A 20,754-nucleotide genomic window follows, 5' to 3' on the forward strand; every position below is an offset into this window, starting at 1 on the left:
CGACTTCAATCTAAAAATACAGGTCCGCTTATATAGCTGAAAACAGACTGGAATTTCAGATGACAAGTGCAAAAAAATCAGGCGAGCGTTTAATTAAAAAATATCCAAATCGCCGCCTGTACGATACACAAACAAGTTCTTACATTACGTTGACCGACGTGAAGCAGCTGGTCCTCGACGACGAGGAATTCGCTGTCGTCGACGCCAAGAACGGCGACGATCTGACGCGCAGCATTCTGCTGCAAATCATCCTGGAAGAAGAGTCGCATGGTGCGCCGATGTTCTCCAGTGCGGCGCTGTCGCAGATCATTCGCTACTACGGTCATGCCATGCAGGGCATGATGGGCTCCTACCTGGAAAAAAACATCCAGGCGTTTATTGACATTCAGAACAAGCTGACGGAAAACTCCAAGGGTTTCTATGAAGGCAAGCCGTTCAGCCCGGAAATGTGGGCGCAGTTCATGAATGTGCAGGGGCCGATGATGCAAGGCATGATGAGCAACTACATCGAACAGAGCAAGAGCCTGTTCGTCCAGATGCAGGAGCAGATGCAGAGCCAGACCAAGAACATGTTCGGGACTTTCCCGTTCGTTCCGACTGATCCAACCAAGAAGTAGTCATTCTGTCAAGGCGGGTGTGCCGTTTTACGGCCGCCCCGCCTGCCAAAGGGTACAATAGCGGCTTCGTCCTGAACTCCGTTTTTTTACCTTTTTAGTCCATCCGTCATGTCCAATGCTTCTCCCGTCGTACCCCAGGTAGCCCCCAAGGTCGGCTTCGTTTCACTCGGCTGCCCCAAGGCACTGGTGGACTCCGAACAAATCCTCACGCAGTTGCGCGCAGAAGGCTACGATACCGCCAAGTCCTATGACGGCGCCGATCTGGTCATCGTCAATACCTGCGGCTTCATCGACGCCGCCGTGCAAGAGTCGTTGGATGCGATCGGTGAGGCGCTGAGTGAAAACGGCAGAGTCATCGTCACCGGCTGTCTCGGCGCCAAAAAAGACGGCGACGGCGACGACCTGATCCAGAAAATCCATCCCAAGGTACTCGAAGTCACCGGCCCGCACGCCGTCGGCGAAGTCATGCAGGCGGTTCACAAGCATTTGCCCAAGCCGCATGCTCCCTTCCTGGACCTGGTGCCGGCGCAAGGCGTGAAGCTCACGCCCAAGCATTTTGCTTACCTGAAGATTTCCGAAGGTTGCAATCATCGCTGCAGCTTCTGCATTATCCCTTCAATGCGCGGCGACCTGGTGTCCCGCCCGATTGCGGACATCATGCTGGAAGCCGAGAACCTGTTCAACGCCGGCGTCAAGGAGTTGCTGGTCATTTCGCAGGACACCAGCGCTTATGGCGTCGACGTCAAATTCCGCACGGGATTCTGGAACGGCAAGCCGGTCAAGACCCACATGACGCAACTGGTCGAAGCGCTCGGCGAACTGGCCAGCCGCTACGGCGCTTGGGTACGCTTGCATTACGTCTATCCGTACCCGCACGTTGACCAGATCATCCCGTTCATGGCGCAGGGCCATGTGTTGCCATACCTGGACGTGCCTCTGCAGCACGCCCATCCCGACGTCCTCAAGCGCATGAAGCGTCCGGCCAGCGGTGAGAAGAATATCGAACGCATCCAGGCCTGGCGCAAGATGTGCCCGGACCTGACCATCCGCTCGACCTTCATCGCCGGTTTCCCCGGTGAAACCGAAGCCGAATTTGAATACCTGCTCGACTTCCTCAAGGAAGCCGAAATCGACCGTCTGGGTTGCTTTGCCTATTCCCCTGTGGAAGGCGCGACCGCGAATCTGCTCGACAACCCGGTGCCGGAAGAAGTTCGTGAAGAACGCCGGGGGCGCGTCATGCAACTGCAGGAAGAGATTTCCAAAAAGCGTCTTCAAGCGAAAGTCGGAAAGACCTTGCGCGTACTGATTGACGAGGTGGATCGCAGCGGCGGCATCGGACGCTCCTCTGCCGATGCGCCTGAAATCGACGGCGTGGTCTATGTCAAACCACCGTTCGAGCCGCATAAAAAGCTTGTGGTGGGTGAGTTCGTCGATGTCGTTGTCACCGCTGCCGATGCACACGATTTGTGGGCGGCGGCGCAATGATGGCAGGCGTTTCAAGGTTGCTGCTGGTGTTTGCGTTGTCCGGTGTCACCGTTTGCATTCAGGCACAGCAAGTTGTAGCCGGTGCAGCTGCAACCACGGCAACGGCGCCAGTAGCGTCAACTGCTGCGGCGCCAGGTAGCCTGCAGGACATGTTGAGCAAGCCGGTAGTGTTGCGCGGCACACTCGGTGGTGACCGGATCCAGCTCAGCATGAAACCGAAGGCGGATGAAGACGGCTTGGAAGGTAATTATTTTGTTTTTGGCCAAGGTGCGCAGATACTGTTGGCCGGTGAAGTCGATCAGAACGACCTGATGATGGAAGAGTCCCATAACGGCAAGGACGTGTCCGGCCAGTGGGAGGGCAGCTTCAAGAACGGTCTGCTCAGCGGGACCTGGTCCACGCTCGACGGCTCCGTCACCAAACCGTTTTCCCTGAAGGTCGGCGCACCCTGAACGCCTGGGGCACGAGCAGGATGATTCCTGGCGGCGCGGCGTCTCTCCAACAAGAATTCATTCGAGGTTATTCGTGGCAGAAAAATACACCCCTCAGACCAGCCTGATTCACAGCGAGTACACCGCGCCGGACAATTTTGGCGCATTGCCGGTGGCCATCAACCACGCGTCCACCGTGCTGTTTCCCAATGTCGCAGCGATGCGGGCGCGCAACTGGAAAGAGAAAAGCGGCTACACCTACGGGCTGCACGGCACACCGACCACGTTCACACTGGAAGCGCGTCTCGCCGAGATCGAAGGCGGTCGTCATTGTCGCGTCGTTCCCAGCGGTCTTGCCGCAATTGCCCTGGTTAACTTCGCCTTGCTCAAGAGCGGCGACGACGTGCTGTTGCCTGATAACGTCTATGGCCCGAACCGCGATCAGGTGGTCTGGCTGGAGCGTGACTTCGGCATTACGGCACGGTTTTACGATCCCCTGATCGGCGCCGGCATCGCCGGGTTGATCCAGGACAACACCCGCCTGATCTGGACCGAAGCGCCGGGATCGGTATCCATGGAAGTGTCCGACGTGCCGGCCATTTGCGGGGCAGCGCATGCTCGCGGTGTGCCAGTGGCGATGGACAATACCTGGTCGGCCGGCCTGGCGTTTCGTGCTTTCGATCATGGTGTTGACGTCGTCATGCAGGCGTTGACCAAATATCAATCCGGAGGTTCGGACGTCCTCATGGGCGCGGTGATCACGCGCGACGACGAGATCAACCACAAGATGGAACTGGCGCATATGCGGCTGGGTTTCGGCGTGGGCATGGACGATGTCTATATGGTGCTGCGCAGCTTGCCCTCGATGCGATTGCGTTTCAATGCGCACGACGGCGCCGCGCGCAATGTGGCCGCATGGCTCCAGCAGCGGCCCGAGATTATCAAGGTCTTGCATCCGGCATTGCCGGGCTGCCCAGGGCATGAAATCTGGCAGCGTGATTTCACCGGTGCAGGCGGCTTGTTTTCGGTGATTTTTGATGAGCGATTCACCGAGGCACAAATCGACCGTTTCGTTGACGGGCTGAGACTGTTCAAGATCGGCTTCAGTTGGGGCGGCGCTCACAGTCTGTGCGTACCCTATCGCATGCAGACCATGCGCCAGACCTGGACGGAGAAGGGCGGGCTGGTCCGCTTCAATATCGGACTGGAGTCGGCGGAAGATTTGATCGCCGACATCGCGCAAAGCTTGGACGCAATACATGCTGCCAAGTAGGTTTTTGTCGCCCTGATATCAAAGCCGCCGAATTTCTTTTTGAAGGTAAGTATTTGTAAAAGTTAAGGAGTTTTCTCGACGGTTCTTGTTGCAAAGTCTGAAAATTGAAGTTATTTCGGTTTTTCGTAGTCGTTTGGCGACAACAAAGTAGGAAAGCAGGATGATTTTGAATAGTAGAAAATATTGATAAAAATTCAATTTCCCTCTTGATTTCCTCGTGGAAATTTTTTAAAAAATGAAATTTTTATTGTGCTTTAAACCCAATGTGGCTGCGGGTTTTGGAAAAAAATCTTGAATTTTGTAGAAACTTTGCGGTGTTTTTGTAAGACAAAATCCTATGTGTCTCTTAGGTCGGAACCGACGAAAAATACCGACATCCACTAATTTCCTGCCTTTCAACACCCCCTCAGAATCAGCCTTACCGGTAAGAAAAAGTAACCGGGTGTAAATTGATTTTGAGCTGGGGGTTAAATGAATACCAATGACATGATGGCTGAAATTCGTGACGCAAATCTGAGTTATTTGATGTTGGCTCAGCAAATGATCCGATCCGACAAGGCTACCGCCATATTTCGTCTTGGTATCAGCGACGAAATAGCAGACATGATTCAAGGTCTGAGCAACGCACAAATTTTGAAACTTGCCGGCACCAACATGATGTTGACGCGATTCCGCTTCGACGATGGTGCAATCCTCGGCATGCTGACCAATTACAACAAAGACAAGGGTCTGGCCCAATCGCACGCAGCGATTCTGATGGCTTGTCAGCCGGTCGAACAAATTTCCTGACGCTGTAATCATCCTCCGTGGTATGTTTGGGTTGACTCGGTCAACCCGGGAGAACGATTCGACGTTAAGCGTCGGTCAGGTTGGCAAAGAAGTTTAGTTGTAATTAAAAAATATCGGGGGTGTGTTCATGGCTAAGAAAAGCGTGATTACTGAATCGCAAGAGATTCAATTGGCCATAGAGTTGATCAATCTGGGGGCGCGTCTTCAATTGCTGGAGTCCGAAACCTCGTTGTCGCGCGAGCGTCTGCTCAAGCTCTACAAGGAACTGAAGGGTGTCTCGCCGCCGAAGGGCATGCTGCCGTTCTCCACAGACTGGTTTATCACCTGGCAGCCGAACATTCATTCCTCGCTGTTCATCAATATTCATAAATACCTGGTCGAGTACGCCAAGATTTCCGGCATTGAAGCCGTGATGAAGGCCTACAAGCTGTATCTCGAGCAGGCCGGCCAAGTGGCCGACGGCGACGAGTCCGTCCTGTCGCTGACACGTGCCTGGACGCTGGTGCGCTTTTTCGAAAGCAAGATGCTGATGACCACGCCGTGCAGCAAATGCCGCGGTCATTTTGTTGTGCATCGCCTGGATCTGCATCAGGATTACCTGTGCGGCTTGTGCCACATGCCATCCCGCGCCGGTAAAACCAAGAAGGCCAAGGACGCGATTGCCGCCCCGGCCATCGCTGCAGCAGCAGCGGCAGCGCTTGAAGCGTCGTTGGTAGCCGCCATCGCCTGATACGAATAAATCTGAATACTGTCGCGTTACAATAATCGGCTTTTGATGCAGGCTTGGAGGCCGAGATGACATTGGGGCAGCGCAGACCCGTTCTGCAGGCACCTGCAATACAAGCGTTGTTCATTCTTTGTGCTGCATTGGTTCTGGCATTGTTGGCCGGACAGGCCGTCGAACTGCTGTTCGACGTTGCCATCTCTCCCGTTCCTTTTGCTTTTCTGCATGGCGCTCTGGCCGCCGGTATTGCTTATCTGCGCCGCATGGCGTCCTGGTGGGCTCCGATCCTGTTTTTCTTTCCGCCGGCCGCCGTGCTGGTGAATTCCTTCCATTTGCCGCCGGCGCTGTTCCTCGCGGTATTCCTCTTTCTATTGCTGCTGTTCTGGTCGACCTTTCGCAGCCAGGTGCCGTTCTATCCGTCCGGGCAGTCAACCTGGGATGCGGTGGCGGCTTTGCTGCCGGCCGACAAGCCTCTGCGCGTGATCGATATCGGCAGCGGACTGGGCGGCGCCGTACTCTATCTGTCAAGATTGCGTAGCGATAGTCGTTTCATCGGTATCGAGCTGGCGCCGTTACCATGGTTGGTGAGTCAGGTACGCGCCTTGCTTACTCGTAGCCGCGGCGCGTTCGTGCGCGGCGACTATACGCGCCTGGATTTTCGCGACTACGATGCGATTTTCGCTTATCTGTCGCCGGCGGCGATGACGGCCTTGTGGCAAAAGGCGCGGGCTGAAATGCGTCCGGGAACGCTGTTGCTGAGCTATGAATTCGTGATTGAGGGCGTGCAACCGGATATCGTCGTGCATCCGAAAGAAAATGGGCCGGCTTTGTATGGTTGGCGTATGTGAAACAAAAAAGAGCTGTGTTACATTCTCCGCACGTTATCAAGTTTTTATCTTTGGTGTCGTAATTGAAAATGAAAGCCCGCTTTCGGTCATGTATTCCATCGTTTGGTTGATGGGATTGCATGTAACCTGACTGCAGGTAAAAAACACTGAACGCCACTGGGACGGGAGTAGGCACTTGTTAGTCATAATTGGATATGTAATCGTCATGGCGTCCGTCTTCGGCGGATTTGCAATGGCAGGGGGGCATCTCGGGGCGTTGTTTCAGCCAATCGAGTTGCTGATGATCGGCGGAGCAGCGGGGGGCGCTTTCCTTGTCGGTAACAACAACAAGGCCATCAAGGCCACGATAAAGGCATTGCCGACTGTTTTCAAAGGCTCGACCTATACCAAGGCTCTGTATATGGAGCTGATGTCGCTGCTGTTTGAAATCCTGACCAAGTCGCGCAAGGAAGGCTTGATGTCGATCGAAGGCGACATCGAGGAACCTGAGTCTAGCCCGATTTTCAGCAAATATCCCGGTGTTCTGGCCGACCATCACTTGATCGAGTTCATGACCGATTACCTGCGCCTCATGGTGTCGGGGAATATGGATGCGTTCCAGATCGAAAACCTGATGGACAACGAAATTGAAACCCATCACCACGAAGGCGAAATTCCGGTGCATTGCATCGCCAAGCTCGGCGACGGCATGCCGGCGTTCGGTATTGTTGCGGCGGTGATGGGCGTGGTGCATACGATGGAATCGGTGGGTATCCCGCCGTCCGAACTGGGTATGCTGATCGCGCATGCGCTGGTCGGTACCTTCCTCGGTATTCTGTTGGCGTACGGTTTTGTGGGGCCGCTGTCGAGCTTGCTGGAGCAAAAGCTGCACGAGTCGACCAAGATCTATCAATGCGTCAAAGTCACTCTGCTCGCCAGCCTGAACGGTTACGCACCTGCCCTGTCGATCGAATTCGGTCGCAAGGTCCTGTTCTCGACGGAACGTCCGTCCTTCCTGGAACTGGAAGAACACGTCAAACAGGCAAAAAGCAAGTAACCCGATATGACCAGTCATCAGCAGGAGTAAGGCATGGCCGACGAAGGGCTACGTCCCATTATTGTAAAACGCATCAAGAAGGGCGGCGGCGGACATCACGGCGGCGCCTGGAAGATCGCCTACGCCGACTTCGTGACGGCGATGATGGCGTTCTTCCTGCTGATGTGGCTGTTGGGATCGACCGCCAAGGGCGATCTCAATGGTATCGCGGAATATTTCAAGACTCCCCTCAAAGTGGCGATGGCCGGCGGCTCCGGCAGCGGCGACGCAAATACCGTGCTGCCCGGCGGCGGCAAGGATTTGACCCGTCAGGAAGGGCAGTTGCGCAAGGGTGAAAACGATGTCACCAACAAGCGCAGCGTGCGCGCCGCCCAGGCCGAGTTGGAGAAGGCCGAACGCGCCCGTCTGGATGAGTTGAAAAAACGCATCGAGACCGCCATCGACAGCAGCCCGACCTTGAAGCAATTCAAGAATCAACTGCTGATCGATATCACATCCGAAGGCTTGCGCATTCAGATCGTGGACGAAAAGAACCGCCCGATGTTTGCGCTGGCCAGCGCCCAGTTGCAGCCCTATACGCGTGAAATCCTGCGCGAGATCGGCAAGACGCTCAACGACGTGCCGAACAAGATCAGCCTGTCCGGACACACGGACGCCACTCCGTATTCGAGCGGTGAAAAGGGTTACAGTAATTGGGAGTTGTCCGCCGATCGCGCCAATGCGTCGCGTCGCGAATTGATTTCCGGCGGCATGGATGAATCGAAAGTATTGCGCGTGGTGGGCCTGTCGTCCGCCGTGCTGCTGGACAAGGAAGATCCTTTCAACCCGATCAATCGCCGCATCAGTATCATCGTGATGAACAAGAAGGCGGAAGAGCTGGTGCAGAATGGTGGATCATCTTCACTGGATGTGTCGTCGGAAGCTGAAGTAAAAGACGGTCTGAGCGAACCGGCCAAGAATTAACTGGATTTTAAACACCCGGCCCAATTGAAAAGGAGGGCTTCGAATGTCGACACCCAAAATGCTGCAGGAGCTTAAGCGCTTGCTGCTCGATACGGCTAGCGGTGGAAGCAGGCAACTGACTGAAGTCGAGACGGATCTGGTCCAGACCAACATCCTGCTCGGCGAAGCGATCGAGAAGCTGGGATCCAGCTTCATGGAGTTGCACACCGCTGTCCTCGCGCAGCAAAAGGAACTTGAAGTGGTCATGGCCGGCAACGGCACATTGTCCGCCGAGGATATTGCTCGCCTCAAGGTCATGCAGGATGACATTACGGTGCACGTCAATGCTGCCGTGACGGGCTTGCAGTTCCAGGACATGACCAGCCAGTTGCTGGAGCGTATTGTCCGCCGCGTCATCGGCTTGCGCGATGCGCTGGGTGTGCTCAGTGCGAACAGTTTTGAAATTACTCCCGATTCCGCGCAATCGGTGGAGATGCTCGAGGTCCTGCTCAAGAACACGGTGGAGTCGATGGAAGAGCGCCTGACCGCGCTTGAAAACGGTTTGTGGAAAACCGTCCGGCAAACGCGGATGGAAAGCGGCGACATCGAATTGTTTTAAGCGAAGCCGCCTCAATATGCAGATTCGGCGAGGCTCTTCGGTGATCTGAAGATGGACTGAATCAGTCGCACGATAGTAATTTTTTGATAATGGATGCGGCATAATGAGTTTGAACAACTCACAGCCGCAAATGAAGAACAGGGAGTAATGATGTCTAAAACAATTCTTGCGGTAGACGACTCGGGGTCATTGCGCCAGATGGTGGTGTTCAGCCTGAAAGCAGCCGGCTATCAAGTCACCGAAGCGGTGGACGGGCAAGATGCGCTGGACAAGGCGAAGTTGCAGACTTTCGACCTGGTGCTGACCGATCAGAACATGCCGCGCATGGATGGTCTGACCCTGATCCGTTCCCTGCGTGGGCTGACGAGTTATCAGCGCGTGCCTATTTTGATGCTGACCACCGAGTTCAGCGACGAAATGAAGGCAAAGGGCAAGGCTGCCGGCGCCAATGGCTGGCTGGTGAAGCCGTTCGATCCGCAGCGTCTGACCGAAGTAGTTAAAAAAGTCATTGGCTAGTGTCAATAATCAACGATAAAAGACAGACCTACAGCATCCATGACGGAGCCCAATCATGACCATTGATATGAGCCAGTTTTTCCAGGTGTTTTTCGACGAGGCGGAGGAAGGCCTCGCCGAAATGGAAAAGCTCCTGCTGGCCGTTAATGTGTCGGATCCCGACGACGAAGATCTGAACGCGATCTTCCGCGCCGCGCATTCCATCAAAGGCGGTTCGGCCACATTCGGCCTGAACGACATTACCGAAGTGACCCACGTGCTGGAGTCGCTGCTAGACCGCATCCGCCAGCATGAAATGGCGTTGACGAGTCAGCACGTCGACGCTTTCCTGGCCGCTAAAGACGTTATCAAATCCATGCTGGACGGCCATCGCCATGGCGCGACCGTTGATCTGAATGCGGCCGCCGATGTGCGCAAGCTGTTGCAGTCGCTGTCTGAAGGCGCCGGCAAGAAAGTCAAGAGCTCGGCGCCGCTGGTCGGCCCCGGAGGCGTGAGCCGCTATCGCATTGAGTTGCCCAAGTTGGCCGAGCGCGACATCGAGGCCTTGCAACAGGAACTCGGCCTGCTCGGAAAGATTGAAAAAGCCGATGCTGAAGACGGTCACAGCGTGTTCATTCTGGATACTGCCAAGGGCGCCGACAGCATCGTCGAAATCTGTTCCTTCCTGGTGAACACGGATGATCTGAAGATTTCGCAGGCGGTCGCCGGACGTTCCAAGGAAGAGGAGCAGGGCTACGGTTTCTTCGCACCGTTCGTACCGCAGGATGCCACCGATGAAGAGCGCGGCTATGGCTTCTTCGCGCCATTCGTGCCGGTGAATGCAACGGATAAAGAACGCGGCTATGGTTTCTTTGAACCGTTCGTGCCGCAAGGCGAGATCGAACAAGCCAAGCAGGCGGCAGAAGCCGCAGCGCACGCCGACGACGAGCCGCCAGCCCTGACGGTGACCGAAGGCGGCGAAAAGAAAGCCAAGGGCGAGAAGCCTGCGGCCGTGCATGAATCGCAGTCGATCCGTGTCGGCATCGAAAAAGTCGATCAGTTGATCAACCTGGTGGGTGAGTTGGTGATCACGCAGGCCATGATTGAGCAGCGCACCGGCTCACTGGATCCGATGCTGTATGAACATCTGCTCAACAGCGTCAGCCAGCTGACCCGCAATACGCGCGACTTGCAGGAATCGGTCATGTCGATCCGCATGATGCCGATGGATTACGTGTTCTCGCGTTTCCCGCGCATGGTGCGCGATCTGGCCGCCAAACTCGGCAAGCGTGTCGAATTCGTTACCCATGGCGCCGCGACGGAACTGGACAAGGGCCTGATCGAGCGCATTGTTGATCCGCTTACCCATCTGGTGCGCAACAGTGTCGATCACGGCATCGAAATTCCCGAGACGCGTCTGGCGGCAGGCAAGGCCGATTACGGCACGCTATCGCTGTCGGCCGAACACCAGGGCGGCAACATCATCATTGAAGTCACCGACGACGGCGGCGGTCTCAATCGCGACAAGATTCTGGCCAAGGCCAAGCAGCAAGGCATGGCGGTGTCCGACAGCCTTAGCGACGGAGATGTCTGGCAATTGATTTTCGAGCCGGGCTTCTCGACTGCGGAGCAGGTCACCGATGTGTCCGGCCGCGGCGTCGGCATGGACGTCGTCAAGCGCAACATCCTGGCCATGGGCGGTGCGGTCGATATTCGCTCCAGCAAGGGTTTCGGCACGACGATTTCGATTTCGCTGCCGCTGACGCTGGCGATCCTCGACGGGATGTCGATCCGGATCGGTCACGAGATTTATATCCTGCCGCTCGGCTATGTGGTCGAGTCGCTGCAACCGGCGACGCAGGACGTCAAGGAAATCAGCGGGCAAGGCAAGGTCATCAAAGTTCGTGGTGAATATCTGCCGCTGATTCCGCTGTATCAAATTTTCAATATCGAGCCGACATTCACCGATCCGTCGCAGGGACTGGTGGTAATCCTGGAATCGGATGGCAAGAAAGCTGCATTGTTCGTCGATGATCTGATCGGCCAGCAGCAAATTGTTGTCAAGAACCTGGAATCCAATTATCGTAAGGTTGCAGGGATTTCTGGTGCTACTATTCTGGGTGACGGAGGCGTAGCCTTGATTATCGACGTTGCCGCTTTGTTACGATCAAGCCGGCAATTGAGCGACGAATCTGTATTTTCCTGATTTTTTATAAGGGCCATTATCATGTCTGACACCATTTCGAAAAATATTTCCGGCTTCGGCGAGAAATCCGACAGCGCCGGGAATGAGTTCCTGGCCTTCACGCTCGGCAAGGAAGAATACGGCATCGACATCCTGAAAGTTCAGGAAATCCGCGGCTACGAAGCCGTGACCCGTATCGCCAATTCGCCGGAATTCATCAAGGGCGTCGTCAATCTGCGCGGCATCATTGTCCCGATCGTCGACATGCGCATCAAGTTCCAGCTCGGCGAACCGACTTACGATCAATTCACCGTCGTGATCATCCTGAACATTTCCGGTCGCGTGGTCGGCATGGTTGTGGACAGCGTGTCCGATGTGATCACCTTGTCGCCTGAGCAAATCAAGCCGGCGCCGGAAATGGGCACGACTTTCGACTCCGACTACCTGATTGGCCTGGGTACCCTGGATGAGCGCATGCTGATTCTGGTCGACATCGATAAGCTGATGTCCAGCGCCGACATGGGGCTGATCGAGAAGCTGGCCGCTTAAGCCGCTTCACGCACCAAGTCCGGGAACGGGCGCCTGCCGCATGGCTCTGCGGCAGGCGCCCGTTTTCTTTTTTGGATTGTGATAGTAGCGGTGGACGCGAGTGCCGGCAAGCTGGCAAGCATTCTGGACACTTGCCGGCAGGCTGAAAACGCGGCTTAGTGGAAGTGTTCAGTCGATGCCGGTACGTCTTCCGGCATTTCGGCATGCACCAAATCACCATCGGGCGCCGGGAACAACGGCGTACCGCAATCGTCGCAGAACTCCATCGTATAGCGTTCCTCGTGCAGCTTGATCTGCACGATGCCGCACTCGCGCAATACAGCGAGGATCTGTTCCATCGGCGTGAGCGCACTGTCCGGCGCAGACAGGTCACGCACTTCATCGCCATCTTCCTGTTCGTACAGCGGCCACACGATGCCGTATACAACGCCGTCATCGTTGCCGAGGCTGAAGCCGACGCGGTACTCGTCTATCTGGCCGTTGATGTTCTCGCAAAAACTGCCGATGTTGGCGTGCAGCTCAGACGAAGCCAGACCCAGCGTCTGGGTCAGGTAATGATCGGCGGCGCGAATGGCGGCGGGGCGGATGCGTTTATCCGCTTCGCGGCAAGCGAAGTAATACGGCTGCGGTAGAAGCAGCTCAACGTTGCAGCCCGGCAGGAAGCGGGTCAGCAGCGGCGTCGCCTGGGTGGTCCAGGCCTTGAATGCGGTTTCCCTCTCGTGCACGACCGAGCCATGTTCATCCATCTGCCAGCGAAAAATCGGCGCGCCGGTCGGTACGGCGACTGCGGCGATCAGATAACGTGTATCGGCCAGGAAGGGCGCGGTCGGCGTTTGTTCCAGCGACAGCTGCGGCGTACTCTGCTTGAGCGCGGACTGACCCATGCGCTGCGCCAGTGCGAAGACATCGGCATGGTGGCGCGGCAGCTGTTCAATCGCGTACAAGGCCGGCGCCAGCGCCAGATGCACGTTGTCGGCCAGCACGTGGGCATGGAGGTGGGCGAACAAACCGTTGCGCACGTCGGTGGGCAGGTTGCCGGAAGCGATGCTGAAACGCGTCCAGGCCAGCACCGGCAGCGCCAGCAACTGCACGCTGTAGACCTTGCCGTCGTAATCGAGTGCGCAGGCTTCGCTGTTGGCTTCGACCGCTTCCACCAAGACGTCGTAGCCGTCCAAGTCGGATTTGAACAGGTGATCGAGGGCGGCGTCGATCATGCCCTGGTGATTGCTTTTCAGCTGCTTGTGCAATTGCAGATCGAGGGTGCGTTCCCAGGCTCGTTCTTCGAGACGACTGGTGGAGCCGGCGACCGCTTGTGATGAATTGACCAGGCGCTGGCTTTCAGCGGACAACCTGGAGGACGAACGTTTGGCGGGGCGGCGCATGATGAAATATTGACAATCAAATGATGAGAATGTCTATTGTAGTTGATTCGACATCGGCCCGGGTATTGCTGACCGGCATGTCGACTCGTCAACATCGTCATATGTGCCACACAGCTTGCCTTGCTGCGCGCATAAAAAAACGCCGGTCGAAACCGGCGTTTTTTATTGCGGGAGGCTGATCAAGCTGCCAGCAGTTGGCGCAGAACGAACGGCAGGATGCCGCCGTGCTTGTAGTAGTCCACTTCGATCGGCGTATCGATGCGCAGCAGCAGTTTGACTTCCTTGGTTTCACCGTTCTTGCGATGGATCACCAGGGTAGCTTCTTGCTGTGGCTTGATTTCGCCTTCCAGGCCCTTCAGGTCGAACGTTTCTTCGCCTGTGATGCCCAGAGTCTGAACGCTGTCGCTGCCGATGAATTGCAGCGGCAGCACGCCCATGCCGACCAGGTTCGAGCGGTGGATACGTTCGAAGGAGCGAGTGATCACCGCCTTCACGCCCAGCAGTTGGGTGCCCTTGGCAGCCCAGTCGCGCGAGGAGCCTGTACCGTACTCTTCACCACCGAACACCATGGTTGGCACGCCGTCGTTGACGTACTTCATGGCTGCATCATAGATCGCCATTTGTTCGCCGGTCGGTTGGTGAACAGTCACGCCGCCTTCAACGCCTGGTACCATCAGGTTCTTGATACGTACATTGGCGAACGTGCCGCGCATCATGATTTCATGGTTGCCGCGGCGCGAGCCGTACGAGTTGAAGTCTGCCTTCAACACACCGTTGGCTTGCAGCCACTTGCCTGCCGGGCTGGAGTCCTTGATCGAACCGGCCGGGGAGATGTGGTCGGTCGTGATCGAGTCGCCGAATACGCCCAGCGCGCGTGCGCCGGTGATGCCGGTTGCTGCTGCTGTCGGCACTTCGGTGAAGTTTTCGAAGAACGGTGGTTCTGCGATGTAAGTCGACGTCGGCCAGTTGTAGACCTGACCGGCAGCCACGCCCTTGATGGCTTCCCACAGCTTGCCTGGAGCACCCTTGACGTCGGCGTAGTTCTCTTTGAACACCTTGGCGTTCATGGCGAACTTCAACAGCTTTTCGATTTCTTGCGAAGTCGGCCAGATGTCGCCCAGGAAGATTTCCTTGCCGCCCTTGCCCTTGCCGACCGGCTGTGTCATCAGGTCGACGTTCATGTTGCCGGCGATGGCGTAAGCCACGACCAGCGGAGGCGAGGCCAGGAAGTTCGAGCGGATGTTCGCGTGGATACGCGCTTCGAAGTTACGGTTGCCGGACAGCACGGCGGAAGCCACGATGTCGTTCTTGACGATCGCTTCGTTCATTGCCGGTGTCAGGTCGCCGGCGTTGCCGATGCAAGTGGTGCAACCGTAAGCAGTCACGCCAAAGCCCAGTTTTTCCAGGTAGCCCAACAGGCCGGCCGCTTCCAGGTACTTGGTCACGACACGCGATCCAGGGGCCAGCGACGTCTTGATGTGCGGAGCAACCTTCAGGCCGGCTTCAACAGCCTTCTTGGCCAGCAGGCCTGCTGCCAGCAGCACGCTTGGGTTCGATGTGTTGGTGCACGATGTGATCGCAGCGATCAGCACGTCGCCGTTCTTGACATCGACGCCGTCGGCGTTGGTGTAGGTCTTCGTCAGATCTTCGATCTTCTTGTTGAAGCCGTTTTCCGCGACAGGCTTGGCAAACAGGTCAGCGAAAGTCGACTTGACGTTGCCGATTTCGATACGGTCTTGCGGACGCTTAGGACCAGCCAGCGACGGTGCCACGGTGCCCAGATCCAGCGACACTTCGTTGGTGTAATCGATGTCGCCTGCCTTTGGAACGCCGAACAGGTTCTGTGCCTTGAAGTAGGATTCGAACGCGTCGATTTCCGCCTTGGTGCGGCCGGTGCCCTTGAAGTAGTCGATGGTTGCTTCGTCGACCGGGAAGAAGCCCATGGTGGCGCCGTATTCAGGCGCCATGTTGGCGATGGTGGCGCGGTCGGTCAGCGACAGCGACTTGGTGCCTTCGCCGAAGAATTCGACGAACTTGCCCACAACCTTGGTCTTGCGCAGCAGTTCGGTGATGGTCAGAACCAGATCGGTTGCGGTGCAGCCTTCGCGCAGCGCGCCGGTCAGGTTCACGCCGACCACGTCTGGTGTCAGGAAGTACACCGGTTGGCCCAGCATGCCGGCTTCCGCCTCGATGCCGCCGACGCCCCAGCCGACTACGCCGATGCCGTTGATCATGGTGGTGTGCGAGTCAGTACCGACCAGCGTGTCAGGGTAGTAGACACCGGTCTTGTTGTGCACGCCGCGTGCGAGGTATTCCAGATTGACCTGGTGGACGATACCGAAGCCCGGAGGCACGACGCCAAAGGTGTCGAATGCCTGCATGCCCCATTTCATGAACTGGTAGCGCTCGTTGTTGCGCTCGAACTCCAGCTTCATGTTCAGGTCGAGCGCTTTCTTTTCGCGGTAGTGATCGATCTGTACCGAGTGGTCGACAACCAGATCCACCGGAACCAGCGGTTCAATGTTCTTCGGGTTCTTGCCCAGCTTCTTGGCGACGTTACGCATCGCGGCCAAGTCGGCCAGCAGAGGAACGCCGGTGAAGTCCTGCAGCACCACGCGTGCAACCACGAACGGGATTTCATCGACGCGGGCGCCCTTGGCGCTCCAGCTTGCCAATTGCTTGACGTGCTCTTCAGTCACCTTCTGACCGTCGCAGTTACGCAGGACGGATTCCAGCACGATACGGATCGACACTGGCAGACGGGAGATGTTGATCCCGAGTTTCTTTTCCAGGGCGGGCAGTGAGTAGAACTTGCCTTTCTTGGAACCGGAAATGCTGAATTCCTTTAGGGTGTTCAATGTGTTGCGGGACATGGCCTCTTCTCCTTAGATTACGGATGGTGTAAATACTTTGTTAGCGCTACGAAGTTTGGTTTCGTTGCAAATACGGGACTGCTTTGCTGCTCAATTCGTGCTGAATTCGTGTTGAATCCTGTTACTCGTTTGCTGCTTAGCTTTTCGGGGCTGCCGGCGCTTCTGCAGTTGCCGGTTCTACGTTCTTGCATTCGTTCGCCAGCTGTTGACCCTTCTTGGAGTCCAGCAGGATGCCCTTGGCCGGGATGCCGATCCAAACCAGGCCGACCTTGCGGTTTTCGAAGCGGTTGGCGCCGGTGGTGGTGGTCACGCGGGTCAGGCGGTTGATGCGCTTGTTCCAGCGGATGGCGATGTGCTTGTCATCGTCGTCGTTCTTGTAGATGGTCAGCTTGTTGCCCATTTCGCAGTTGAAGTCGGCCGACTTGGTGCCGCCGATTTCCGGCTCGTTTTCGTCATCTTCCGCGTCCGAAGAGAGCGCCATTTTTTCAGCAGGCTTGGCGGCTACGGAAGCAGCTTTGGGATGCGCTTCTTTTTTCTTGGTTGGCTTTTTCTTGGTGGCGGTTGCTGCAGGCGCACCGGTCTCGGCGAATGCAGACGGCATGCCGACGGCGAAGAGGGCGCTTGCGAGGGTCAGGGCGGTCAGATATTTTTTCATCGTGCGTCAGTTAATGTTCAATGTTGCAGGGTGGTTGAAATCGGTGCAGCGGTCGTGCCGGTTTCTGCAAACCAGGCTGCGACTTCCACAGGCAAAACAGCGCCGCCGGCATGGCCGCGCTGCAGGATACTCCAGTAATAACGGTAGCTTGCACGGTCATGCAGTGTGCCGCCGTGCTGTATCGGGCCCCATTGCACGTCCCTGGCTTTAAGCAGGATTTGTGCCGCTTCGCCGATTTCGTCGTCGGCGGGGGAGAGTGTTTGCACGATCGCCTTGATCTGGTTCGGATGGATGCTCCACATCCGGGTATAGCCGAATTCTTGCGCCGCGCGGCCGGCGTCGCCGGTGACTATCGCCGCATCCTGGATCTCGGTGGTGACGTTATGCGACGGCACTTTGCCGTGCGCGTGGCAGGCGGCGGAAATTTCCAGTTTGGCGCGCGCCACCAGCGGGTGCGTGAACTGGCCGGGCGAGCGCATCGCCGCAGCCGGGATGGCGCCATAGTGCGCCGACACAAAATCCATCACGCCGAAGGACAGCGATTCAACCTGCGGCAACGCTGCGATCTGGTGCACGTCTTCCAGGGCGCCGTGAGTCTCGATCAGCACGTGCAGCGGCGGCGTGCGGCGGCCGGCTTCGCTGGTGTAGCGGGAGATGGTGGCGATGGCGCGTTGCACATCGGCCAGACCGTCTGCCTTGGGCAGCATCAGGTAAGCCAGTTGCGGCGCAGCGGTAGCGCAGATCGTCGCAACGTCTTGTTCGAAAAAGGGGCTGGTCACGTCATGCACGCGGGCGCCGATGCGGCCAAAGCGATTGTCATCGCCGGCGATCAAGGCGCCAACCAGTTGTGCGTGCTCGGCTTCGTTGCCGGCGCTGGCGCCGTCTTCGCAGTCGAGGGTGATATCAAAAACCGGGCCGAGTTCTTGTTGCAGGGCGATCGACTTGCGCATCAGCTTTTCGGAGCCGGCGTAATGGTCGCAGACCGGTAGAGAGACCGGTTGTCGGGTGCCTGGGAACAAGACCTGGGTGGGATGCATTGCTGCTGAATTCCGAATGTATGCAAAATTTACGCGGCGGCTGTGAGAGCCCGCCGCGCGCTGGTCAATTAGCCGACCAGGTGTTTGACGCCTTCGCGCTCTTCCGACAATTCCTTGAGCGTGATGTTGATGCGCTCTTGCGAGAATTCGTCGATTTCGAGACCTTGGACGATCTTGTATTCGCCGTTCTCGGTTGTGACCGGGAAGCCGAACATGGTGCCTTCAGGGATGCCGTAGGAACCGTCCGATGGAACACCCATGGTGGTCCACTTGCCGTTGGTGCCCAGGATCCAGTCATGCACGTGATCGATCGCTGCGTTGGCTGCCGATGCTGCCGAAGACAGGCCGCGCGCTTCGATGATCGCTGCGCCGCGCTTGCCGACTGTCGGCAGGAAGGTGTCCTTGTTCCAGACCTGATCGTTGATCAGATCCTTGACGGCCTTGCCGTCTGCCGTCGCGAAACGGTAGTCGGCGTACATGGTTGGCGAGTGGTTGCCCCAGACGCACAGTTTTTCGATGGCCGAAACCGGTTGGCCGATCTTGGCCGCAACTTGCGACAGCGCGCGATTGTGGTCCAGGCGCAGCATGGCGGTGAAGTTCTTGGCCGGCAGATTTGGTGCCGACTTCATGGCGATGTAAGCGTTGGTGTTGGCTGGGTTGCCGACGACCAGAACCTTGACGTCGCGCGAAGCAACTGCGTCCAGCGCCTTGCCTTGCACGGTGAAGATTTGTGCGTTGGCTTCCAGCAGGTCCTTGCGTTCCATGCCTGGGCCACGTGGGCGGGCGCCAACCAGCAGGGCGATGTCGGCATCCTTGAATGCGGTCATCGGGTCGCTGTGCGCGGTCACGCCGGCCAGCAACGGGAATGCACAGTCATCGATTTCCATGATGACGCCCTTCAGGGCTTTTTGTGCTTTTTCGTCTGGGATTTCCAGCAATTGCAGGATCACTGGCTGGTCTTTGCCGAGCAGGTCGCCGTTAGCAATGCGGAAGAGGAGGGAGTAACCGATTTGACCGGCGGCGCCAGTGACGGCAACACGCTTGGGGGCTTTAGCCATGTGAATCTCCAAAGTGGTGATAGAAAGCGTTCAATACTGCCGGAGTCGGGAGGCGCTCGCAAAACATGCCGCAAACGCGCTGAAACAAGTCCTGGAAGTGCTTCCCAACTCCTCGCCGGTCTCGGTAAGACACCGGCAATTACTTCGTATTCTTTCAAGAGACTGTAATCATACCGTCGAAAGCGCAGGCAGTCAGTTGTTTTGCCGTTTCGATGGCGAACCGATGCGGGGTAAATTGCGCGGACCTGCAAAGTGCGACACAAGTGCGGTCCAAAAAACGGTTCGTCTCTGAATATGCCCGCGAGTGTAGGCCTGCCGTTGTGGTCTGTCAATCGCTATCTTATGTCTTATATAAGACATCTTATTAAATACTTTTTGCTGGACGCAAGCAGGGTTTTTGTGGTCCAATTTGGGATTATGAGCTCCAGCCTGCCCAATCTGAACAACAGCGACTCGCAAAGCGTGGGCACCAGTGTTGCCGGAGCAGCTCCTACCTTCAGTCCCCTCTATCAGCAAATCAAGGCTTTGATCACACAGCGTCTGGAATCAGGCGAGTGGAAGCCGGGCGAACTGATCCCCAGCGAAGTCGAACTCGGCAACCGTTTCAAGGTGAGCCAAGGGACCGTGCGCAAGGCGATCGACGAACTGGCTGCTGAAAACCTGGTGGTGCGGCGGCAAGGGAAGGGTACGTTTGTTGCCACCCATCATGAAACGCATGCGCAATTTCGTTTCCTGCGACTGACCGCCGATACGGACGGTCCGCAACGCGCCGAGAACAAGATCATCGAAGTCAAGCGCGTGCGCGCGCCGGCCGAAGTGGCGCGTCAGCTCGACATCAAGTCGGGCGACTCCGTGATCTTCATCAAACGGGTAAAATCATTTAACGGCGTTCCGACCATACTTGAAGAAATCTGGTTGCCCGGCCTTATTTTCAAAGGGCTGACCGCGGAACGTCTGATGGAATACAAAGGGCCGCTGTACGGCCTGTTTGAAACCGAATTCGGGACACGCATGATTCGCGCTGAAGAGCAGATTCGTGCCGTGGGGGCGGATCCGGAGTCTGCGGAATTGCTGGGGGTTCCGCCCCAAACGCCTTTGTTGAGTGTGGACCGCGCTTCCTTTACCTATGGCGACAAGCCGGTGGAGATGCGACGCGGCTTGTATTTGACGTTGAATCATCACTACCAGAGCGAGCTGAATTAAACCTGCAGGGGATGTCCTTTGCTCGCATCCGTTCGTCGACTTTGAAATGCCTAATTTGCTGCGAAGCAGAATAAGTGTTGGTGAAGGTTCATGAAATCGGCGAAAATTGCGGGATTGTTTTAAATCTGAGGAGAACCTTGTTATGTCTGAAGCCGCTAAACCACCACGGCCACAATTTCGTAACATTAATATTACCCAAATTGCTGGCTACCGTATGCCGCTGGCTGCGCTGGTGTCGATCATGCACCGTGTCAGTGGTCTGTTCCTGTTCCTGATGCTGCCGTTCATCCTGTATTTGCTGGATAACAGTCTGCTCTCCGAAGGCACCTTCGAGTACCTGAAGGGCTTTGCCTCCAACTGGTTCGTCAAGCTTGTCGTCCTCGCCCTGTCCTGGGCATACCTTCATCACTTCTGTGCCGGCATCCGTCACCTGATCATGGACAACCACATCGGTCTGGACAAGGATAGCGCGCGCAAATCGTCGGCCGGGGTGTTGGTCGTCAGCATCGCACTGATGATCGTGGTGGCGTTGAAACTGTTCGGAGCATTCTAA

General features: G+C 56.7%; 20 protein-coding genes. 15 read left to right on the plus strand and 5 right to left on the minus strand.

Features of this window, described 5'->3' with window-relative positions; translation table 11 throughout:
- Nucleotides 1-59 precede the first annotated feature (59 nt).
- From phaR to ACIROY_RS00175, 13 genes are all read left to right on the plus strand, one after another.
- The gene (gene phaR, locus ACIROY_RS00115; RefSeq protein ID WP_402272361.1) at nucleotides 60-617 is read left to right on the plus strand and encodes a polyhydroxyalkanoate synthesis repressor PhaR; all 558 of its coding nucleotides are present in this window, start codon (nucleotides 60-62) and stop codon (nucleotides 615-617) included.
- Nucleotides 618-725: 108 nt separating this feature from the next.
- On the plus strand, nucleotides 726-2,102 hold the full coding sequence (rimO, locus tag ACIROY_RS00120) for a 30S ribosomal protein S12 methylthiotransferase RimO (RefSeq protein ID WP_402272359.1): 1,377 nt from the start codon (nucleotides 726-728) through the stop codon (nucleotides 2,100-2,102).
- Nucleotides 2,099-2,554, plus strand: a complete 456-nt coding sequence (locus ACIROY_RS00125) for a hypothetical protein (RefSeq protein WP_402338846.1) — start codon at nucleotides 2,099-2,101, stop codon at nucleotides 2,552-2,554. The genes rimO and ACIROY_RS00125 overlap by 4 nt, the downstream gene beginning before the upstream one ends.
- 73 nt (nucleotides 2,555-2,627) lie before the next feature.
- Complete coding sequence (locus tag ACIROY_RS00130) at nucleotides 2,628-3,806, plus strand: cystathionine beta-lyase (RefSeq protein WP_402338848.1); 1,179 nt, start codon at nucleotides 2,628-2,630, stop codon at nucleotides 3,804-3,806.
- A gap of 471 nt (nucleotides 3,807-4,277) precedes the next feature.
- A complete protein-coding gene (flhD, locus tag ACIROY_RS00135; RefSeq protein WP_007876449.1) occupies nucleotides 4,278-4,595 on the plus strand; it encodes a flagellar transcriptional regulator FlhD in 318 nt (105 codons plus the stop codon).
- Between the two features lie 127 nt (nucleotides 4,596-4,722).
- Nucleotides 4,723-5,325 carry a flagellar transcriptional regulator FlhC gene (gene flhC / locus ACIROY_RS00140; RefSeq protein ID WP_402272352.1) on the plus strand — a complete coding sequence of 201 codons (603 nt, stop codon included), beginning with the start codon at nucleotides 4,723-4,725 and terminating at the stop codon, nucleotides 5,323-5,325.
- A 65-nt stretch (nucleotides 5,326-5,390) separates the two neighbouring features.
- Nucleotides 5,391-6,167, plus strand: coding sequence for a class I SAM-dependent methyltransferase (locus ACIROY_RS00145; protein WP_402338850.1), 777 nt, complete (start codon nucleotides 5,391-5,393; stop codon nucleotides 6,165-6,167).
- 175 nt (nucleotides 6,168-6,342) lie between these two features.
- The gene (gene motA / locus ACIROY_RS00150) at nucleotides 6,343-7,203 is read left to right on the plus strand and encodes a flagellar motor stator protein MotA (protein ID WP_050477258.1); all 861 of its coding nucleotides are present in this window, start codon (nucleotides 6,343-6,345) and stop codon (nucleotides 7,201-7,203) included.
- 33 nt (nucleotides 7,204-7,236) lie between these two features.
- A complete protein-coding gene (gene motB / locus ACIROY_RS00155; RefSeq protein ID WP_402272347.1) occupies nucleotides 7,237-8,166 on the plus strand; it encodes a flagellar motor protein MotB in 930 nt (309 codons plus the stop codon).
- A 43-nt stretch (nucleotides 8,167-8,209) separates the two neighbouring features.
- On the plus strand, nucleotides 8,210-8,764 hold the full coding sequence (locus tag ACIROY_RS00160) for a chemotaxis protein (protein WP_402272345.1): 555 nt from the start codon (nucleotides 8,210-8,212) through the stop codon (nucleotides 8,762-8,764).
- A 150-nt stretch (nucleotides 8,765-8,914) separates the two neighbouring features.
- Nucleotides 8,915-9,280, plus strand: coding sequence for a response regulator (locus ACIROY_RS00165; protein WP_183378214.1), 366 nt, complete (start codon nucleotides 8,915-8,917; stop codon nucleotides 9,278-9,280).
- A 55-nt stretch (nucleotides 9,281-9,335) separates the two neighbouring features.
- Nucleotides 9,336-11,465, plus strand: coding sequence for a chemotaxis protein CheA (gene cheA, locus ACIROY_RS00170; RefSeq protein ID WP_402338851.1), 2,130 nt, complete (start codon nucleotides 9,336-9,338; stop codon nucleotides 11,463-11,465).
- 21 nt (nucleotides 11,466-11,486) lie between these two features.
- On the plus strand, nucleotides 11,487-11,993 hold the full coding sequence (locus tag ACIROY_RS00175; protein ID WP_016832990.1) for a chemotaxis protein CheW: 507 nt from the start codon (nucleotides 11,487-11,489) through the stop codon (nucleotides 11,991-11,993).
- Between the two features lie 155 nt (nucleotides 11,994-12,148).
- On the opposite strand, the gene ACIROY_RS00180 is transcribed toward ACIROY_RS00175, so the two are convergent.
- From ACIROY_RS00180 to ACIROY_RS00200, 5 genes are all read right to left on the minus strand, one after another.
- The gene (locus tag ACIROY_RS00180; protein WP_402272341.1) at nucleotides 12,149-13,375 is read right to left on the minus strand and encodes a DUF2863 family protein; all 1,227 of its coding nucleotides are present in this window, start codon (nucleotides 13,373-13,375) and stop codon (nucleotides 12,149-12,151) included.
- A gap of 179 nt (nucleotides 13,376-13,554) precedes the next feature.
- Nucleotides 13,555-16,248, minus strand: coding sequence for an aconitate hydratase AcnA (acnA, locus tag ACIROY_RS00185; RefSeq protein ID WP_402272338.1), 2,694 nt, complete (start codon nucleotides 16,246-16,248; stop codon nucleotides 13,555-13,557).
- Between the two features lie 136 nt (nucleotides 16,249-16,384).
- Nucleotides 16,385-16,903: a hypothetical protein gene (locus ACIROY_RS00190; protein ID WP_402272336.1), complete on the minus strand. Its 519-nt coding sequence runs from the start codon at nucleotides 16,901-16,903 to the stop codon at nucleotides 16,385-16,387.
- A 17-nt stretch (nucleotides 16,904-16,920) separates the two neighbouring features.
- Nucleotides 16,921-17,940, minus strand: a complete 1,020-nt coding sequence (locus tag ACIROY_RS00195) for an HpcH/HpaI aldolase/citrate lyase family protein (protein ID WP_402338853.1) — start codon at nucleotides 17,938-17,940, stop codon at nucleotides 16,921-16,923.
- 68 nt (nucleotides 17,941-18,008) lie between these two features.
- On the minus strand, nucleotides 18,009-18,998 hold the full coding sequence (locus ACIROY_RS00200; RefSeq protein WP_050477250.1) for a malate dehydrogenase: 990 nt from the start codon (nucleotides 18,996-18,998) through the stop codon (nucleotides 18,009-18,011).
- 417 nt (nucleotides 18,999-19,415) lie between these two features.
- On the opposite strand from ACIROY_RS00200, the gene ACIROY_RS00205 reads away from it, so the two are divergent.
- Both ACIROY_RS00205 and sdhC read left to right on the plus strand, forming a co-directional pair.
- Nucleotides 19,416-20,201 (plus strand): GntR family transcriptional regulator, encoded by a 786-nt coding sequence (locus ACIROY_RS00205; protein WP_402338855.1) that lies wholly within the window; start codon nucleotides 19,416-19,418, stop codon nucleotides 20,199-20,201.
- Nucleotides 20,202-20,343: 142 nt separating this feature from the next.
- Nucleotides 20,344-20,754, plus strand: a complete 411-nt coding sequence (sdhC, locus tag ACIROY_RS00210) for a succinate dehydrogenase, cytochrome b556 subunit (RefSeq protein WP_116435631.1) — start codon at nucleotides 20,344-20,346, stop codon at nucleotides 20,752-20,754.

It is taken from the genome of Herbaspirillum sp. NPDC101396 (genome assembly GCF_044767365.1).
Classification (GTDB): domain Bacteria; phylum Pseudomonadota; class Gammaproteobacteria; order Burkholderiales; family Burkholderiaceae_D; genus Herbaspirillum.

Coding starts and splice junctions, on each gene's coding strand:
- acnA (WP_402272338.1), bottom strand. CDS start 16,248: ATGTCCCGCAACACATTGAACACCCTAAAGGAATTCAGCATTTCCGGT.
- cheA (WP_402338851.1), top strand. CDS start 9,336: ATGACCATTGATATGAGCCAGTTTTTCCAGGTGTTTTTCGACGAGGCG.
- ACIROY_RS00160 (WP_402272345.1), top strand. CDS start 8,210: ATGTCGACACCCAAAATGCTGCAGGAGCTTAAGCGCTTGCTGCTCGAT.
- ACIROY_RS00145 (WP_402338850.1), top strand. CDS start 5,391: ATGACATTGGGGCAGCGCAGACCCGTTCTGCAGGCACCTGCAATACAA.
- ACIROY_RS00125 (WP_402338846.1), top strand. CDS start 2,099: ATGATGGCAGGCGTTTCAAGGTTGCTGCTGGTGTTTGCGTTGTCCGGT.
- rimO (WP_402272359.1), top strand. CDS start 726: ATGTCCAATGCTTCTCCCGTCGTACCCCAGGTAGCCCCCAAGGTCGGC.
- ACIROY_RS00175 (WP_016832990.1), top strand. CDS start 11,487: ATGTCTGACACCATTTCGAAAAATATTTCCGGCTTCGGCGAGAAATCC.
- sdhC (WP_116435631.1), top strand. CDS start 20,344: ATGTCTGAAGCCGCTAAACCACCACGGCCACAATTTCGTAACATTAAT.
- ACIROY_RS00190 (WP_402272336.1), bottom strand. CDS start 16,903: ATGAAAAAATATCTGACCGCCCTGACCCTCGCAAGCGCCCTCTTCGCC.
- flhC (WP_402272352.1), top strand. CDS start 4,723: ATGGCTAAGAAAAGCGTGATTACTGAATCGCAAGAGATTCAATTGGCC.
- flhD (WP_007876449.1), top strand. CDS start 4,278: ATGAATACCAATGACATGATGGCTGAAATTCGTGACGCAAATCTGAGT.
- motB (WP_402272347.1), top strand. CDS start 7,237: ATGGCCGACGAAGGGCTACGTCCCATTATTGTAAAACGCATCAAGAAG.
- ACIROY_RS00165 (WP_183378214.1), top strand. CDS start 8,915: ATGTCTAAAACAATTCTTGCGGTAGACGACTCGGGGTCATTGCGCCAG.
- phaR (WP_402272361.1), top strand. CDS start 60: ATGACAAGTGCAAAAAAATCAGGCGAGCGTTTAATTAAAAAATATCCA.
- ACIROY_RS00195 (WP_402338853.1), bottom strand. CDS start 17,940: ATGCATCCCACCCAGGTCTTGTTCCCAGGCACCCGACAACCGGTCTCT.
- ACIROY_RS00205 (WP_402338855.1), top strand. CDS start 19,416: ATGAGCTCCAGCCTGCCCAATCTGAACAACAGCGACTCGCAAAGCGTG.
- ACIROY_RS00200 (WP_050477250.1), bottom strand. CDS start 18,998: ATGGCTAAAGCCCCCAAGCGTGTTGCCGTCACTGGCGCCGCCGGTCAA.
- ACIROY_RS00180 (WP_402272341.1), bottom strand. CDS start 13,375: ATGCGCCGCCCCGCCAAACGTTCGTCCTCCAGGTTGTCCGCTGAAAGC.